This window comes from Streptomyces sp. TRM70350 (genome assembly GCF_019219825.1).
GTDB lineage: Bacteria > Actinomycetota > Actinomycetes > Streptomycetales > Streptomycetaceae > Streptomyces.
Window position 1 is genome coordinate 541,026 of sequence record NZ_JAHUXH010000002.1, and the last position, 15,167, is coordinate 556,192.

Genomic DNA, 15,167 nt, shown 5'->3' on the forward strand with positions numbered 1-15,167 from the left:
CTATCCTGCACCCTCGTCCCCGAACAGGGCGAGGGCCGTGTTCACCAGGCCGATATGGCTGAACGCCTGCGGGAAGTTGCCGAGCTGGCGGTCGGCCACGGGGTCGTACTCCTCGGCCAGCAGGCCCACGTCGTTCGTCAGCCGCACCAGCCGTTCGAACAGCTCGCGGGCCTCCTTCGTCCGCCCCGTCATGTGCAGCGCGTCCGCGAGCCAGAACGAGCACACGAGAAACGTGCCCTCACCGCCGGGCAGCCCGTCGACGACCGCGTGATCGGTGCTGTAGCGGCGCAGGTAGCCGCCGTGGCCGAGCTCGGCGCGGACCGCCTCGACGGTGCCCTGCACGCGCGGGTCGTCGGGCGGCAGAAAGCCCACGCGCGGGATGAGCAGCAGGGCCGCGTCGAGTTCTTGGGAGCCGTAGTACTGCGTGAAGGTGTTCCGCCCGGGGTCGTAGCCCCGCTCGCACACCTCGCGATGCACCTCCTCGCGCAGCTTCCGCCAGCCGTGCAGATCGCCCTTCAGCTCCGGATGCCGCTCCATGGTGCGCACCGCGCGGTCCGCGGCCACCCACACCATCACCTTGGAGTGCACGAACTGACGGCGGCCGCCACGCACCTCCCACAGCCCCTCGTCCGGCTGCCGCCACGCCGACCGCACGAACTCCATCAGGGCGCACTGCAGTTGCCACATGTGCGGCTTGACGGCCATCCCCGCACGCCGCGCCAGCGACAGCGAGTCCATCACCTGGCCGTACACGTCCAGCTGCAGCTGCCGTACGGCGGCATTGCCGATCCGGACCGGGGTGGAACCGGCGAAACCGTTCAGCCAGGGCAGTACGGACTCGGGCAGCCGTCGCTCCCCGGCCAGCCCGTACATGATCTGCATGTCCGCCGGGGCGCCCGCGACCGCGCGCACCAGCCAGTCACGCCAGGCCTCGGCCTCCTCGCGGTATCCGGCCGTGAGCAGCGCGCCCAGGGTGAGGGTGGAGTCGCGCAGCCAGCAGTAGCGGTAGTCCCAGTTGCGTACGCCGCCGATCTCCTCAGGGAGGGACGTGGTGGGGGCGGCCACGATGCCGCCGGTCGGGGCGTAGGTGAGGGCCTTGAGAGTGATCAGCGAGCGGAGCACGGTGTCCTTGTGCGGGCCGTTGTAGCGGCACCGGGCCGACCAGGCCTGCCAGTCCGCGACGCTGGTGCTCAGCGCGTTGTAGGGGTCGACGAGGGGCGGGCGCGGCTCGTGGGAGGGGTGCCAGGTGAGCACGAACGCGACCTTCTCGCCCTCGCCGACCGTGAACTCCGAGTGGGTGCCGAGGTTCTCGCCCCAGGTGGGCACGGGCGGCTCGCTGCGCAGCCACACCGAGTCCGGACCCGCGACGGCCACCCGATGGCCGTCGGTCCGGCGCATCCACGGCACGATCGAGCCGTAGTCGAAGCGCAGGCGGAGGGTGCTGCGGACGGTCACCCGGCCGCTGAGGCCCTCCACGATGCGTACGAGGTCGGGGGCGCGGTTGCGCTGCGGCATCAGGTCGGTGACCCGGACCGAGCCCTGGGGGGTGTCCCACTCGGTGTCCAGGACCAGCGTGCCGGGGCGGTAGGCACGCCGCGTGCAGGTGTGTGGGGTGCCGTCGGCGTCCGCGGCGTCCTCAGCCTCCTCGGGTTCCTTGGGGGCGATGCGCCAGTGGCCGTTCTCCTCGTCGCCGAGCAACTTGGCGAAGCAGGCGGCCGAGTCGAAGCGGGGCAGGCACAGCCAGTCGATGGAGCCGTCCCTGCCGACGAGGGCGGCGGTCTGTTCGTCGCCGATGAGGGCGTAGTCCTCGATGCGGCTCTTGGCGATGTCCTCGGCGGAGATCCTGGTGGGCGGGTGCACGGAGTGCGGGTGCCCAGAGGGCCGTCGGGCAATCGGGGGTGAAGACCGGCTGGGTGACCGGGGCTGCACTGGGGTGGGTGGGGGCGGGGTGTGGTTTGAGCGGTGGGGGCTGGGCCGGGGCGGGCGTGTGCGGCATGGGTCGTGCGGGCTGGGCCGGGGCCGGTGCGAATGGGTCGCGCGGGCTACGCCGGTGTGCGTTCGGGTGACGAGGGCCCGGACCGGTGCCGTTGCGGCGTGGTCGACGCGGCACGCCGGTGCGTGCGGCATGGGTGGCGCGGTCACCGCGGTGCGTGCCGCAGGGTGGCGCGGGCTACGCCGATGCCGGTGCGGCATTCGGGACCCGGGTTACACCGGGGCCGGTGCCGTCTCCTCCTGTTGCTTCTTGGTCGCCGCCTGCGCACGGTCCCGGGCCTCGCGGCGGGCCAGGATCACCCAGCCGACCGGGACGCCCGCGGAGAACAGCCACCATTGGACGGCGTACGCCATGTGGTTGCCGATGCTGTCGTGGTCCGGGGCGGGGATCAGCTCGGGCGTGTCGCCCTTCGGCTCGGGCGCGGTCATTTCGATGTACCCGCCGAGGACCTGCTTGCCGAGGCGCTCGGCCTCCTGCTCGCTGTTGATCAGCATGATCTGGCGGTCCGGCAGGCCCTGGACGTTCTTGATGCCGCTCTGGGCGGTCGTCTGGTCCTGCATCAGGCGCCCGGTGACGGTGATCTCACCCTGCGGGGGTGCCGGGATCTTCGGGAACGCCGTCTGGCTCAGCCCGTCGGAGGGCACCCAGCCCCGGTTGACCAGCAGGACCTTGCCGTCGCTCAGGACGAAAGGGGTCAGCACGTGGTAGCCGACCTCGTCGTCCGCGTTGGTCCGGCGGCGTACGACGACCTCGTGCGCGGTGTCGAAACGTCCCTGCGCGGTCACGCGCCGGTACAGGTCGGCGTCCTTGACCTGAGCCCCGGGCGAGGTCAGCGACTCGACCGGGACCGGCTCGGCGGCCAGCGACTCGGCGATCACGTTGTTCAGCGCGACCCTGCGCTCGTGCCGGTGCAGCTGCCAGAAGCCCAGATCGATCATCGTCGGGATGAGCGCGAGGGCGACAAGGGTGAGGATCACCCACTGCCGGGACAACAGGAAGCGGTACACCCCACGACCGTACATCTCGGGCCGTGGGGTGCGGTGGGTGGGGGTGTGCGGGACGGGCTCCCGGGGCTCAGACGCGGTCGACGATGCCCACCCTCCCCTCCGCGCGTGCACAGTGGGCACCGCAGTACCAGTGGCCCTCGACCTCGACGCCCTGTCCGATGATCTGGACCCGGCAGTGCTCGCAGATGGGTGCCATGCGGTGGATCGCACAGGCGAAGCAGTCGAAGACATGCACCGCGCCCTGCGCGTGCACCTCAAAGGTCATTCCGTAGTTATTGCCGCAAACTTCGCAAGTCGCCATGCGCCACAGGGTGAGCCGTCCCCGAGGCGCGGGCGAGTGGGCGCCGGGCGAGTCGCACACCAATCACCCGTCCGTACGGTCATGCCTCCGACGCCGGTTCCACATCCCTCAGGAGCTGTCCGAACGCCGCCTCGTCGACCACCGGTGTGCCGTACTGCCGGGCCTTGACGACCTTCGAGGTGCCCGAGTCGGGGTCGTTGGTGACGAGCAGGCTGGTCAGCCGGGACAGGCTCGTGGCGACATGCAGCCCCGCCTCGACGGCGCGGTCCTCCAGCAGTTCCCGCTCGACGGAGGTGTCCCCGGAGAAGGCGACCCGCATCCCCTGCTTGAGGCGTTTGCCCTCCTCGTACCGCCCTGGGTTCGGGTACGGGCAGGCGGGCCTCTTGCGGGACGGACGCCAGCCGCCCGGCCGATAGCCGCTGGAGCCGCCGTATCCGCCCGCCCGTTGCTGGATCAGGGCGGCAGGCCGCTCCACCCACTCGGTCAGCGGCCGGCACTCGTGCAGCGGCAGCCGCACACCGCCCTCCGCCGCGGCCCTGAGGCTCGGCCGGAACGCCTCCGCCAGCACGCGCGCGTCGTCCAGCGCGTGGTGCGCCCGCCGCTGTACGACGCCGAAGTGCGCGGCCAGCGACTCCAGCTTGTGGTTGGGCAGCGGCAGCTGAAGCGCCTTGGACAGGGCGATGGTGCACAGCCGCTGACGTACCGGCGCGTCGCGCTGCACGCGCGCGTACTCGCGGGCGATCATCTGCCAGTCGAACACGGCGTTGTGCGCGACGAGGACCCGGCCCTCCAGCCGGGTCGCGAACTCCTCGGCGATGTCCTGGAAGAGGGGCGCCCCTTCGAGCGCCTCGCTCGTCAGCCCGTGGATCCACACCGGACCCGGGTCCCGCTCGGGATTCACCAGCGTGTACCAGTGGTCCTCGACCTCACCGCGCCCGTCCAGCCGGTAGACCGCGGCGGAGATGATCCGGTCGTCCCGGGCCAGTCCGGTGGTCTCCACGTCAACGACCGCGTATCCGTGGGGATACGCGGCCGGCCAGACTGTCGGGGAGGACGCTGCGGTCGTACGGTCTTCGAGCATGGTCACTGAGGATACGGGCCGGGACTGACACCGCTGTCCGTCAGGTCTCCTGCTCCGTCCGCCCGTTCGAGAGGCGTACGTCTGCGGCGGCGAGGGCGGGTCGCCACGCAGCCGTGACGTGCCTTGGTACATGCTCCGACCGTGACGGAACCTACCCATGGCGAGGCCCATGGAGGCGCGCTCGGCGAACGCCTCAACTGGCTGCGGGCGGCGGTCCTCGGCGCCAACGACGGCATCGTCTCCACCGCCGGCCTGGTCGTCGGCGTGGCCGGCGCGACGGACGACCGCTCCGTCCTCCTCACGGCAGGCCTCGCGGGCCTGCTCGCCGGCTCCATGTCGATGGGCGCCGGGGAGTACGTCTCGGTCTCCACCCAGCGCGACTCCGAGATGGCCGCTCTGGCCCTGGAGACACGGGAACTGAGGGAGCAGCCGGATGCCGAGCTGGAGGAGCTGACGGACCTTCTGGAGGAACGCGGACTGTCCCGGGACGTGGCCCGGGAAGCGGCGGTCCAGCTGACAGAACGTGACGCCCTGCGCGCACACGCGCGCGTGGAACTCGGCATCGACCCCGACGAGCTGACGAACCCCTGGCACGCGGCGTGGGCGAGCTTCCTCGCGTTCACGGCGGGTGCCCTGCTGCCGTTGCTGGCGATCGTGCTGCCGCCCGCGGGCTGGCGGCTGCTCGTGACGGTGGGGTCGGTGCTGGTGGCGCTGGCCTTCACCGGGTGGAGCAGCGCGCGCCTGGGGGCGGCGGAGCCGGGGCGGGCCGTGGTGCGGAACATGGGAGGCGGGGCGGTGGCCATGGGGGTCACTTATGCGGCGGGGAGTCTGCTGGGGGCGGCGGGGGTCTAGGCCCGTGCTCGGGCCGAAGTCGCCGACCATTGGTGGAGGTCGCCAACAAGCAAGCGCGTACCGCCGGTAATACTTGTCGGTAACAACCCCTAGCCGTGGCCGACCGGCGGTCCTACGGTGCACGCATGCCGAGCCTCCCCAATGTCGTGGTCTGGTCCATACCGGCCTTCGTGCTGCTCACCGTCATCGAGATGATCAGCGTCCGCCTCCATCCGGACGAGGAGGCGGCCGGTTACGAGGCCAAGGACGCCGCCACGAGCGTCACCATGGGACTCGGCAGTCTCTTCTTCGACCTGCTGTGGAAGATCCCGATCGTCGCCGTCTACACGGCCGTCTACGAGCTGACGCCGCTGCGCGTGCCCGTGCTGTGGTGGACCGTTGTGCTGATGCTGCTGGCGCAGGACTTCTTCTACTACTGGTCGCACCGCGGTCACCACGTCATCCGCATCCTGTGGGCCTGTCACGTGGTGCACCATTCGAGCAGGAAGTTCAATCTGACCACCGCGCTGCGTCAGCCATGGACGTCTCTGACCGTTTGGCCGTTCTATGTTCCTTTGATCGCTCTCGGTGTGCATCCGGCCGCTCTGGCCTTCTGCTCGTCCGCGAACCTCGTCTACCAGTTCTGGATCCACACCGAGCGGATCGACAAGATGCCCCGGTGGTTCGAGTTCGCGTTCAACACGCCGTCCCACCACCGGGTGCACCACGCCTCCCAAGGCGGCTATCTCGACCGCAACTTCGGCGGGATCCTCATCGTCTGGGACCGCCTGTTCGGCTCCTTCGTCGCCGAGACCGAGCGGCCGGTGTACGGACTGACCAAGAACATCAACACCTACAACCCGCTGAAGGTCGCCACCCACGAGTACGTCGCCATCGCCAAGGACCTCAGGGCCGCCCGCGGTTGGCGCGAGCGTGCGGGGCGCCTGTTCCGCGGACCGGGCTGGCAGCCGACGCCGGCACCCTCGCCCGCGCCGTCGCCGGAACCGGCCGGGGAGAGCGCGGCGGCGTGAGGACTCCTCGGATACTCCTCGCCGCCTTCGGCCTCGCCGTCGTCGTCGACCTCGCCTCGCTCGCCGTCGGCTTCGAGCCCGGGCACACCGTCGCCAAGCCGCTCCTGATGCCCCTCCTCGCCGCCTGGGCCGCCCTGCGCGGCGCGCCCCGGCTGCTCGTCGCCGCCCTGCTGTTCGGCTGGGGCGGGGACATGCTGCTCCTGTCGGACGCCGAGCCCGCCTTCCTCGCCGGGATGGCCTCCTTCGCCGTGGGGCACGTCTGCTACCTCGCCCTGTTCAGGGCACACGGCCGACGCAACACCGCTCCACGCGCGCGTAAGGGGTCCTTGCACTATGAGCGTCCGATCAGGTCGCGTGGTCTGGTGCCGTGCATCGCAAGGCGCCGGAGCGCCCTGGTAGCGGAGCTACCTGGGCGTTTCGGCAACGCGGCGAGGTGCGGTGCCAGGCCGCGCGACCCGGGCGGGCATAGTGCAAGGACCCCTAAGGGCCTGATCGCCCTCGGCTACGCCGCCGCCCTCACCGGCACCGTGGCCCTGCTCTGGCCCGACCTGCCCGCCGCCCTGCGCGTCCCCGTCGCCGCCTACAGCGCCCTGCTCACCGCCATGGCGTACGGCGCCCTCACCCGGCTCGGCCTGCTCGCCGGGCTCGGCGGCGCGCTCTTCATGCTGTCCGACACGCTCATCGCCACCGGCGTCGCCGACTGGCCCCAGCTGCCCGGGCCGGACTTCTGGATCATGCTCACGTACATCGCCGCGCAGGTCCTGCTGACCGGGGGCACACTCGGCGAGTGGCGCACGCCGCAGCATGCTCCGGATGCCGGTCGCGGTGACCGCGGCGACGAGCGGCCGGGCCGAACGGACGACCCCGTCCGGCCCGGCCGGCTGTAGCAGGCGCCCCTCGGCGCGTCGCCCTACTTGGTCACGGCGTCCAGCGCGTCCGCCATGCCCCAGCCGTAGAAGCCGTTGTAGTTCTTCGGCCCCTCGCACACCGCGTCGACCTTGCCGTCACCGTTGATGTCGTACGGGTCCGTGCACGGCGTGCCGTCCGCCTCGGCGTACAGCAGGGCCTTCACCAGGGCGGGCGGGGCGTACGGGTGCGTCGACTTGATCAGGGCGGCGACGCCCGCGACGTGCGGCGACGCCATCGACGTACCGGCCATGTAGCCCCACTTGCCGCCGGGCAGCGTGCCCAGGATCAGGCCGCTGGTCGCGGGCGGCTCCGGCTTCTGGTACGCCGTCGAGTCGCCGCCGGGCGCGGCGATGTCGATGACGCCGAGACCGTGGTTGGAGAAGGACGACTTCAGGCCCTTCGCACCGGTCGCCGCCACCGTGACGAAGCCCGGCAACTGGGTCGGTATGTCGTAGCACTCGGACGGGTCGATCACCCGTTCGGTGGGCGTGGAGTCGTTGGGGGAGACCGGGTCGATGATCTCGTCGGCCGCGAGGTCGTAGTTCTCGTTGCCGGCCGCGGCCACGTTGACCGCGCCCTTCTTCTCCGCGTACTTCGAGGCCCGGGTGATGGCCTCCACGAGCGCCTTCTGGTCCGGATCGTTCTTGCAGTTGAAGTACCAGGGGTCGGTGTAATAGCTGTTGTTCGTGACGTCCACGCCGTGCTCGGCGGCCCAGACGAAGCCGCAGACGACGGCCTCCGTGTAGAAGTAGCCGGCGGTGGTCGACACCTTGATGCCGGAGACCTTCACGCCCGGCGCCACGCCCGTCATGCCGACGCCGTTCTTGGCGGCCGCGATCTCCCCGGCCACGTGCGTGCCGTGCGGGCTCTCCTCCGCGCTGGGCCGCCAGGCACCGTCGGTGGTGTCCGGCTTGCCCGTGACACAGTTGACGGACGCCTCGCGATCGAAGTTCGGGGCGATGTCCGGATGAGTGTCGTCCACGCCGGTGTCGATCACGGCAACGGTCACCCGGTCGCTTCCGAGCGACTTCTCATGCGCCTTGTCCGCCTTGATCGCCGGCAGGTCCCACTGCAGCGGCTGGAGCGGATCCTGCCCCTCGACGGCCTCCACATCCGCCAGGTCGTCGGCCGTGAGCACCTTCGGCGTCCCCACGTCGGTCGTGGACTGCGCGGGCAGCGGCGCCGTCCGGGTGGCGCCGGCCGACTGCACCCCCCGCACCTTCCTGATCGTTTGAGCGAACCCGGCGTTCGCCGAGTGCACAACGATCACACCGATCTGGTCGTACGACATGACGATCGTTCCGCCGGCCTTGGCGATCGCCTTCTTCACGTGCCCCGAGGAGCCCTTCCCGGGACGTACGTTGACGACGTAGCTGAGCGAGGTGGCGTCGGTGGCCACCGGGGCGGCGGGCTGCGCCGCGGACGCCGTGGCGTTCGGCAGGAACGCGAGAGCCGTCGCCATGGCCATCCCGACCGGGATCACCAGGGCACGGCGGTGGCGGGGGTGAGGCACTGTCATGGTGTGCGTGTCTCCAGTTCGTTCGCGGTACGAGCGGACCGTGCGGGACGTACATGGTCGGGGCGGCGCGGCCGGAGCACCGGCCGCGCCGCCGTCTGGGCCACTACTTGACCGCGCGCAGCGCGTTGACGATGCCGTGTCCGTAGAAGCCGTTGACGCGTGTGCCGCCCTTGCACACCGCGTCCTGTGTGCCGTCACCGTCCTGGTCGTAGGACTCGGGGCAGGCCGTCTTGTCCGCCTGTGCCTTGAGCAGCCACTGGAGCTGCGCCGGGCTCGCCCACGGGTGCTCGGACTTCAGCAGCGCGGCGACGCCCGCGGCGTGCGGCGAGGCCATCGAGGTGCCCTGCAGGAAGGCGTACTGGTTGTTCGGCATGGTCGACAGGATGCGGCCGTTCTTCGACGGCGTGTCCGGGATCTGGTAGAGCCGGTCGCCGCCCGGCGCCGCCACGTCGACGACGCCCTTGCCGTACGAGGAGTAGTACGACTTGAGGTTCTGCACGCCCGTGGCGCTGACCGTGACGATCCCCGGGAGCTGCGTCGGCACGTCGTAGCACTCGTGCGGGTCGATGGTGCGCTCGACCGGGGTGGAGTCGTCGGGGCTGCTGTCGTCGACGATGGCGTCCGCGTCCAGGTCGTGGTTGGAGTTGCCCGCCGACGCCAGGTGCAGGGTGCCCTTCTTCTGGGCGTACAGCTGGGCCCGGTTGACCGCGTCGACGATCGCCCGCTGGTCGGGGTCGTCCATGCAGTTGTACAGCCACGGGTCGACGTAGTAGCTGTTGTTCGTTATCTCGACGCCGTGATCGGCCGCGAACACGAACGCACACACAACGCTCTCCGGGTAGAAGAGCCCGTTGTGCGGGTCGCTCACCTTGATGCTGGAGACCTTCACACCCGGCGCCACGCCGGCCACCCCGATGTCGTTGCGGGCGGCCGCTATCTCACCGGCGACATGCGTGCCGTGGTAGTCCTCCGCGGTGTACGGCCGCCAGGCGCCCTCGCTGGTGTCCGCGACGCCGCCGACGCAGTTGGCGGACTGGGCCGCGGAGAAGTTCGGCGCGAGGTCGGGGTGGGTGTCGTCGACGCCGGTGTCGATCACGGCGACGGTGACCTTGCGGCTGCCGGGGTTGATCTGCGCGGCCTTGTCGGCGCCGATGGCCCGCAGGTCCCACTGGTCGGCTTCGAGGGGCTCGCTCCCGGCCGTGGCGGCCGCCTCCACCTTCGCGGCCTCCGCGGCGGTCAGGTAGTCCGCCGCATCCTGGTCCGTCGTTCCCGCGGCGACCAGCGGAGCGGTGCGCGTGGCACCCGCCGACTGCACACCACGGGCCTTGCGTATCTGCGCGCCGAAGTCCGGGTTCGCCGAGTGCACGACGATCACGCCGATCTTCTCGTACGTGATCACGACCGTGCCGCCGGCCGCGGCGATCGCCTTCCGCACCGACGCGATCGTGTGACGGTCCGTCTTGGTGTTGACGACGTACGCCAGCTTGGGCGCGTCCGCGGACTGGGCGGCGGACTCCGCGCGCGGGGCGGCCGAGGCGGTCGCCGGCAGGAAGCCGAGCGAGGCGGTCAGCGACAGCACGACGGGCACGGCGAGGGCGAGCCGGCGTCTGGAACGCAGATGAGCCATGGGGTCTCCACATCATCCGGAAACGAAACCGGCCCGAGACACAGGTGGTGCTCGGGCAGGTACATGACGGGCGGTGCAGGGTGAAGCTATCTCCCGACCTCCCTGGCCAGCAATCACTTCTGGAGATGATCTCCGAGTTTTCCGGCGATGACTTCCGAAAGAACCCGGGGCGGTTGAACCGGTCCACGCGTGGCGCCGTGACGTTGAGCAGGGAGCCCGAGCACGATCGAGGCCCCCTGTCGGATCACGCACCCGGCCACTACCATCGCCGCCCGGTTGCCGTGATCCACATCACTCACATCAGCACAGCACCCGCAACGCGAGGAGACTCCGTGGCCACCGACGCACCGCCCCCCTCGAAAACAGAACATCGACTCCCCTCGACCGAGGAGTTCGTCGAGGTGCAGAAGAGCGCGGAGTTCGGTGAACTGCGCCGCTCCTACCGCTCCTTCGCCTTCCCCCTGACCGTCGGCTTCATCGCCTGGTACCTGCTGTACGTCCTGCTGTCCAACTACGCGGGCGGCTTCATGGGCACCAAGCTCTTCGGCAACATCAACGTCGCCTTCGTCCTCGGTATCGCCCAGTTCGTCACCACGTTCCTCATCGCCTGGTGGTACGCGCGGCACGCCGCCGCGAAGCTCGACCCCAAGGCCGAGGCCATCAAGTCCCAGATGGAGGGCCGCGCATGAGCCCCGTACAGCACACCATTCTCGCGGCCAACGAGGCCAGCCAGCACCGCCCGCTCATCATCACGTTGTTTGGGCTTTTTGTCGTTGCCACCCTGTTCATCACGGTCTGGGCGGGCCGCCAGACCAAGAGCGCGTCCGACTTCTACGCCGGTGGCCGTCAGTTCAGCGCCTTCCAGAACGGACTCGCGGTCTCCGGCGACTACATGTCGGCCGCGTCGTTCCTCGGTATCGCGGGCGCGATCGCCCTCTTCGGATACGACGGTTTCCTGTACTCCATCGGCTTCCTGGTCGCCTGGCTGGTCGCCCTGCTCCTGGTGGCCGAGCCGCTGAGAAACTCCGGCCGGTACACCATGGGTGACGTCCTCGCGTACCGCATGCGCCAGCGCCCGGTCCGTACCGCGGCCGGAACCTCCACGATCGTCGTGTCGATCTTCTACCTGCTGGCCCAGATGGCGGGCGCCGGTGTTCTCGTCTCGCTGCTGCTCGGCATCACGTCGGACTTCGGCAAGGTCCTCATCGTCGCCCTCGTCGGCGTCCTGATGATCGTGTACGTCTCCATCGGCGGCATGAAGGGCACCACCTGGGTGCAGATGGTGAAGGCCGTGCTGCTGATCGGCGGCACGATCCTGATCACCTTCCTGGTGCTGCTGAAGTTCAACTTCAACATCTCCGACCTGCTCGGCAAGGCCGCCGAGAACAGCGGCAAGGGCGCCGCCTTCCTGGAGCCCGGCCTCCAGTTCGGCGCCACCGGCATCTCCAAGCTGGACTTCATCTCCCTCGGCATCGCCCTGGTGCTCGGCACCGCCGGTCTGCCGCACATCCTGATCCGCTTCTACACGGTGCCCAACGCCAAGGCCGCCCGGAAGTCCGTGAACTGGGCGATCGGCATCATCGGCGCCTTCTACCTGATGACCATCGCCCTCGGCTTCGGCGCCGCCGCGCTGATCTCCCAGGACGAGATCATCGAGTCCAACCCGTCCGGCAACACGGCGGCGCCCCTGCTCGCCCTGCACCTCGGCGGCGTCGACTCGGCCTGGGGCGCGATCCTGCTGGCCACGATCTCGGCGGTGGCCTTCGCGACGATCCTCGCCGTGGTCGCCGGTCTCACCCTCGCCTCGTCCTCGTCGTTCGCGCACGACATCTACGCGAACGTCATCAGGAAGGGCCAGGCCACCGAGAAGGAGGAGGTCAGGGCGGCCCGCCTCGCGACCATCGGCATCGGCGCCGTCTCCATCCTCCTCGGCGCCCTCGCCCGCGACCTCAACGTCGCCGGCCTGGTCGCCCTGGCCTTCGCGGTCGCGGCCTCCGCCAACCTGCCGACGATCCTCTACAGCCTGTTCTGGAAGAAGTTCACCACCCAGGGCGCGCTGTGGTCGATCTACGGCGGTCTGATCGTCGCCGTCGGCCTGGTGCTGTTCTCGCCCGTCGTCTCCGGCGCCCCCACGGCGATGTTCCCCAGCGTCGACTTCGCCTGGTTCCCGCTGAAGAACCCGGGCATCATCTCCATCCCGTTCGGCTTCCTGATGGGCTGGCTCGGCACCGTCCTGTCCAAGGACGAGCCGGACACCGGCAAGTACGCCGAACTGGAGGTCCGGTCCCTGACCGGCACCGGCGCCCACTGAGCACGCACCTTGAAGCGGCCGCGTCGCAGGGACTCCTGTGGGTCCCTACGACGCGGCCGCGTCTTACGTCGTGGGATCGGGCCTTAGGCGTTGTCAGTGGGGTCACGTAGGCTCGCAGGTGTCGGAGAAAGATGTGCTCCGCTGCGTGTGATCCGCCACGAGGGAGGGGGCCACGTGCTCATCGACACCTATGGCCGGGTGGCCACCGACCTGAGGGTCTCGCTGACCGACCGCTGCAACCTGCGCTGCACGTACTGCATGCCCGAGGAAGGCCTGCAGTGGCTGGCCAAGCCCGATCTGCTCACGGACGACGAGATTGTCCGGCTGATCGACATAGCGGTCACCACCCTGGGCGTCGAGGAGGTCCGGTTCACCGGCGGCGAGCCGCTGCTGCGTCCCGGGCTGGTCGGCATCGTCGAGCGCGTCGCGGCCCTTCAGTCGCGCCCCCAGATGTCGCTGACCACCAACGGCATCGGCCTCAAGCGGACGGCGGCGGCCCTGAAGGCGGCCGGCCTGGACCGGGTGAACGTCTCGCTGGACACCCTGCGCCCGGACGTGTTCAAGGCCCTCACCCGACGCGACCGCCACCAGGACGTCATCGAGGGCCTGCACGCCGCCCGCGAGGCGGGCCTGGCCCCGGTGAAGGTCAACTCGGTGCTGATGCCGGGCCTGAACGACGACGAGGCCCCCGACCTGCTGGCCTGGGCCGTCGAGCACGACTACGAGCTGCGCTTCATCGAGCAGATGCCCCTGGACGCCCAGCACGGCTGGAAGCGCGACGGCATGATCACCGCCGGGGACATCCTGGCTTCCCTGCGTACCCGCTTCGACCTCACGCCCGAGGGCGACGAGGCGCGCGGCTCGGCGCCCGCCGAACGCTGGACGGTGAACGGCGGTCCGCATCGCGTCGGCGTCATCGCCTCCGTCACCCGCCCGTTCTGCGCGGCCTGCGACCGCACCCGCCTCACGGCCGACGGCCAGGTACGCACCTGCCTGTTCGCCCGCGAGGAGACCGACCTGCGCGCGGCCCTCCGCTCGGGCGCCCCCGACGAGGAGATCGCCCGCATCTGGCGCTTGGCGATGTGGGGCAAGAAGGCGGGCGCGGGCCTGGACGACCCGACCTTCGTCCAGCCGGACCGCCCGATGTCGGCGATCGGCGGCTAGCCAGGGCTTGTCGGACGGCCTAGGAGCGCTCGGGCTCCCGCCAGTCCCCGAACTTCACCACGTCCTTCAAGAACCCCCGCACCCCGAGGAACTGCGCAAGGTGCTCGCGATGCTCCTCGCACGCGAGCCACGTCTTGCGCCGCTCAGGCGTGTGAATCTTCGGGTTGTTCCACGCCAGCACCCACACGGCGTCGGCACGGCAGCCCTTCGCGGAGCAGATCGGGGTCTCGTCACTCACAGGCTCGTCTCACCACTGCACAGAAAAGGCGACGCCGAGCAGCCACGGGGGGAGCTGCCCGGCGTCGGTCTGTCGCTCCGACGGGGGATGCGGAGCGCCTACGAAGTATGTCACGGGTAACCCCTTGCCGGGCACCTGAACAACATGATTGAACCGAGCTTTTGCAGAGCCCTGAACGAACGCTTGACGCCCAGGCCCTACGTCCTCTGTCCGGGCCGCTCCTTCGCCGGATCGCCCACCATGTCCTCCGGTACGGATTCCGCGAAGCCGCCGTCGTCCGCCCTCGGCGGCGGCCCGATCATCGGCCGAGGAGGCACGGCCACGAACGTCGACGGCAGGGACGGCGCGTTCTCCCGCCCCGCATTGGCGATCACCACCGCGATATAGGGAAGCACCGCGCCCAGCACCAGCGCCACGATCGCGACGTGCCGTTCGACGTTCCACAGGGTCGCCGCGAGGATCACCGAGATGGTCCGGACCGACATCGAGATGACGTACCGCCGCTGCCGGCCCCGCACGTCGTCCTGGAGGCCCTGCCGGGCTCCGGTGATCCGGAACACCTGGCCGTTGCCGTCGCCATGCCTATTCCGCATCACATTCCACCATCCGCCCGCCTCGCACTCTCCCCGGCCCGTCCCAGCTCCGCACCGGGCCGGAACCGGGGCCGGACAGCCTCCACGTTACGCCGCCACCGCGCCGCCCACGAGGCCGGGCCCCCGCTGCCTGGGCGAACGCCGCCGGACGTAGCGCGTACGGCCGTACCCGACATGCGCTGTACGGCCTACGGGCCGAGACTGGCCGTAATGCTCACGTCGAGCCGTACGAGGAGGCAGCCATGGGCTGGTTGTGGGCGATCATCGTGGGATTCGTGCTGGGTCTGATCGCAAAGGCGGTCATCCCGGGCAAGCAGCACATTCCGCTCTGGCTGACCACCATCCTGGGCATGATCGGCGCCATCGCCGGCAACGCCATCGCCCGGGGTTTCGGTGTCGACGAGACGCCCGGTATCGACTGGAGCCGTCACATCTTCCAGCTCGTGGCCGCGATCATCCTCGTCTTCCTGGGCGACATGGCCTACATGCAGCTCAGAGGCGGCAAGCGGCGCGCCTAGGCGGCGTACGACGAGCGGGGCGGCCTCCGCCACCGGAAGGAGCC

General features: G+C 70.1%; 15 protein-coding genes. 7 read left to right on the forward strand and 8 right to left on the reverse strand.

Annotation, left to right across the window (positions count from 1 at the left end; translation table 11 throughout):
• The 4 genes from KWI83_RS05775 to KWI83_RS05790 form a co-directional block, all read right to left on the reverse strand.
• Positions 1-1,860 (reverse strand): glycoside hydrolase family 15 protein, encoded by a 1,860-nt coding sequence (locus KWI83_RS05775; RefSeq protein ID WP_308121985.1) that lies wholly within the window; start codon positions 1,858-1,860, stop codon positions 1-3.
• A 345-nt stretch (positions 1,861-2,205) separates the two neighbouring features.
• On the reverse strand, positions 2,206-3,000 hold the full coding sequence (locus tag KWI83_RS05780) for an SURF1 family protein (protein WP_218513171.1): 795 nt from the start codon (positions 2,998-3,000) through the stop codon (positions 2,206-2,208).
• A 67-nt stretch (positions 3,001-3,067) separates the two neighbouring features.
• Positions 3,068-3,301, reverse strand: a complete 234-nt coding sequence (locus tag KWI83_RS05785; protein WP_141309083.1) for a hypothetical protein — start codon at positions 3,299-3,301, stop codon at positions 3,068-3,070.
• Positions 3,302-3,380: 79 nt separating this feature from the next.
• Positions 3,381-4,382, reverse strand: coding sequence for a DEDDh family exonuclease (locus tag KWI83_RS05790; RefSeq protein ID WP_218513172.1), 1,002 nt, complete (start codon positions 4,380-4,382; stop codon positions 3,381-3,383).
• Between the two features lie 141 nt (positions 4,383-4,523).
• Between KWI83_RS05790 and KWI83_RS05795 the strand changes: the two genes are divergently transcribed.
• The 3 genes from KWI83_RS05795 (at position 4,524) to KWI83_RS38155 (ending at position 7,131) form a co-directional block, all read left to right on the forward strand.
• On the forward strand, positions 4,524-5,234 hold the full coding sequence (locus KWI83_RS05795; RefSeq protein ID WP_218513173.1) for a VIT family protein: 711 nt from the start codon (positions 4,524-4,526) through the stop codon (positions 5,232-5,234).
• A gap of 125 nt (positions 5,235-5,359) precedes the next feature.
• On the forward strand, positions 5,360-6,244 hold the full coding sequence (locus tag KWI83_RS05800) for a sterol desaturase family protein (protein WP_218513174.1): 885 nt from the start codon (positions 5,360-5,362) through the stop codon (positions 6,242-6,244).
• Entirely contained in the window at positions 6,241-7,131 is an 891-nt protein-coding gene (locus KWI83_RS38155; protein WP_308121986.1) for a lysoplasmalogenase, read from the forward strand. The genes KWI83_RS05800 and KWI83_RS38155 overlap by 4 nt, the downstream gene beginning before the upstream one ends.
• 23 nt (positions 7,132-7,154) lie before the next feature.
• Here KWI83_RS38155 and KWI83_RS05815 read toward each other — a convergent pair whose 3' ends face one another.
• Both KWI83_RS05815 and KWI83_RS05820 read right to left on the reverse strand, forming a co-directional pair.
• Positions 7,155-8,672: a S8 family serine peptidase gene (locus KWI83_RS05815; protein ID WP_218513175.1), complete on the reverse strand. Its 1,518-nt coding sequence runs from the start codon at positions 8,670-8,672 to the stop codon at positions 7,155-7,157.
• Positions 8,673-8,775: 103 nt separating this feature from the next.
• On the reverse strand, positions 8,776-10,299 hold the full coding sequence (locus KWI83_RS05820; protein ID WP_218513176.1) for a S8 family serine peptidase: 1,524 nt from the start codon (positions 10,297-10,299) through the stop codon (positions 8,776-8,778).
• 332 nt (positions 10,300-10,631) lie between these two features.
• Between KWI83_RS05820 and KWI83_RS05825 the strand changes: the two genes are divergently transcribed.
• The 3 genes from KWI83_RS05825 (at position 10,632) to moaA (ending at position 13,774) form a co-directional block, all read left to right on the forward strand.
• Positions 10,632-10,988, forward strand: a complete 357-nt coding sequence (locus tag KWI83_RS05825; protein WP_218513177.1) for a DUF485 domain-containing protein — start codon at positions 10,632-10,634, stop codon at positions 10,986-10,988.
• Entirely contained in the window at positions 10,985-12,610 is a 1,626-nt protein-coding gene (locus tag KWI83_RS05830; RefSeq protein WP_218513178.1) for a cation acetate symporter, read from the forward strand. The genes KWI83_RS05825 and KWI83_RS05830 overlap by 4 nt, the downstream gene beginning before the upstream one ends.
• Positions 12,611-12,784: 174 nt before the next feature.
• A complete protein-coding gene (gene moaA / locus KWI83_RS05835; protein ID WP_218513179.1) occupies positions 12,785-13,774 on the forward strand; it encodes a GTP 3',8-cyclase MoaA in 990 nt (329 codons plus the stop codon).
• Positions 13,775-13,793: 19 nt separating this feature from the next.
• Here moaA and KWI83_RS05840 read toward each other — a convergent pair whose 3' ends face one another.
• Positions 13,794-14,012: a hypothetical protein gene (locus tag KWI83_RS05840; protein WP_218513180.1), complete on the reverse strand. Its 219-nt coding sequence runs from the start codon at positions 14,010-14,012 to the stop codon at positions 13,794-13,796.
• Between the two features lie 197 nt (positions 14,013-14,209).
• Positions 14,210-14,605, reverse strand: a complete 396-nt coding sequence (locus KWI83_RS05845) for a DUF3099 domain-containing protein (RefSeq protein WP_218513181.1) — start codon at positions 14,603-14,605, stop codon at positions 14,210-14,212.
• Between the two features lie 242 nt (positions 14,606-14,847).
• Here KWI83_RS05845 and KWI83_RS05850 point away from each other — a divergent pair, with 242 nt between their 5' ends.
• Positions 14,848-15,123 (forward strand): GlsB/YeaQ/YmgE family stress response membrane protein, encoded by a 276-nt coding sequence (locus KWI83_RS05850; protein WP_218513182.1) that lies wholly within the window; start codon positions 14,848-14,850, stop codon positions 15,121-15,123.
• The last annotated feature ends 44 nt before the right edge of the window (positions 15,124-15,167 follow it).

Coding starts and splice junctions, on each gene's coding strand:
- KWI83_RS05785 (WP_141309083.1), bottom strand. CDS start 3,301: ATGGCGACTTGCGAAGTTTGCGGCAATAACTACGGAATGACCTTTGAG.
- KWI83_RS05790 (WP_218513172.1), bottom strand. CDS start 4,382: ATGCTCGAAGACCGTACGACCGCAGCGTCCTCCCCGACAGTCTGGCCG.
- KWI83_RS05800 (WP_218513174.1), top strand. CDS start 5,360: ATGCCGAGCCTCCCCAATGTCGTGGTCTGGTCCATACCGGCCTTCGTG.
- KWI83_RS05815 (WP_218513175.1), bottom strand. CDS start 8,672: ATGACAGTGCCTCACCCCCGCCACCGCCGTGCCCTGGTGATCCCGGTC.
- KWI83_RS05820 (WP_218513176.1), bottom strand. CDS start 10,299: ATGGCTCATCTGCGTTCCAGACGCCGGCTCGCCCTCGCCGTGCCCGTC.
- KWI83_RS05830 (WP_218513178.1), top strand. CDS start 10,985: ATGAGCCCCGTACAGCACACCATTCTCGCGGCCAACGAGGCCAGCCAG.
- KWI83_RS05845 (WP_218513181.1), bottom strand. CDS start 14,605: ATGCGGAATAGGCATGGCGACGGCAACGGCCAGGTGTTCCGGATCACC.
- KWI83_RS05850 (WP_218513182.1), top strand. CDS start 14,848: ATGGGCTGGTTGTGGGCGATCATCGTGGGATTCGTGCTGGGTCTGATC.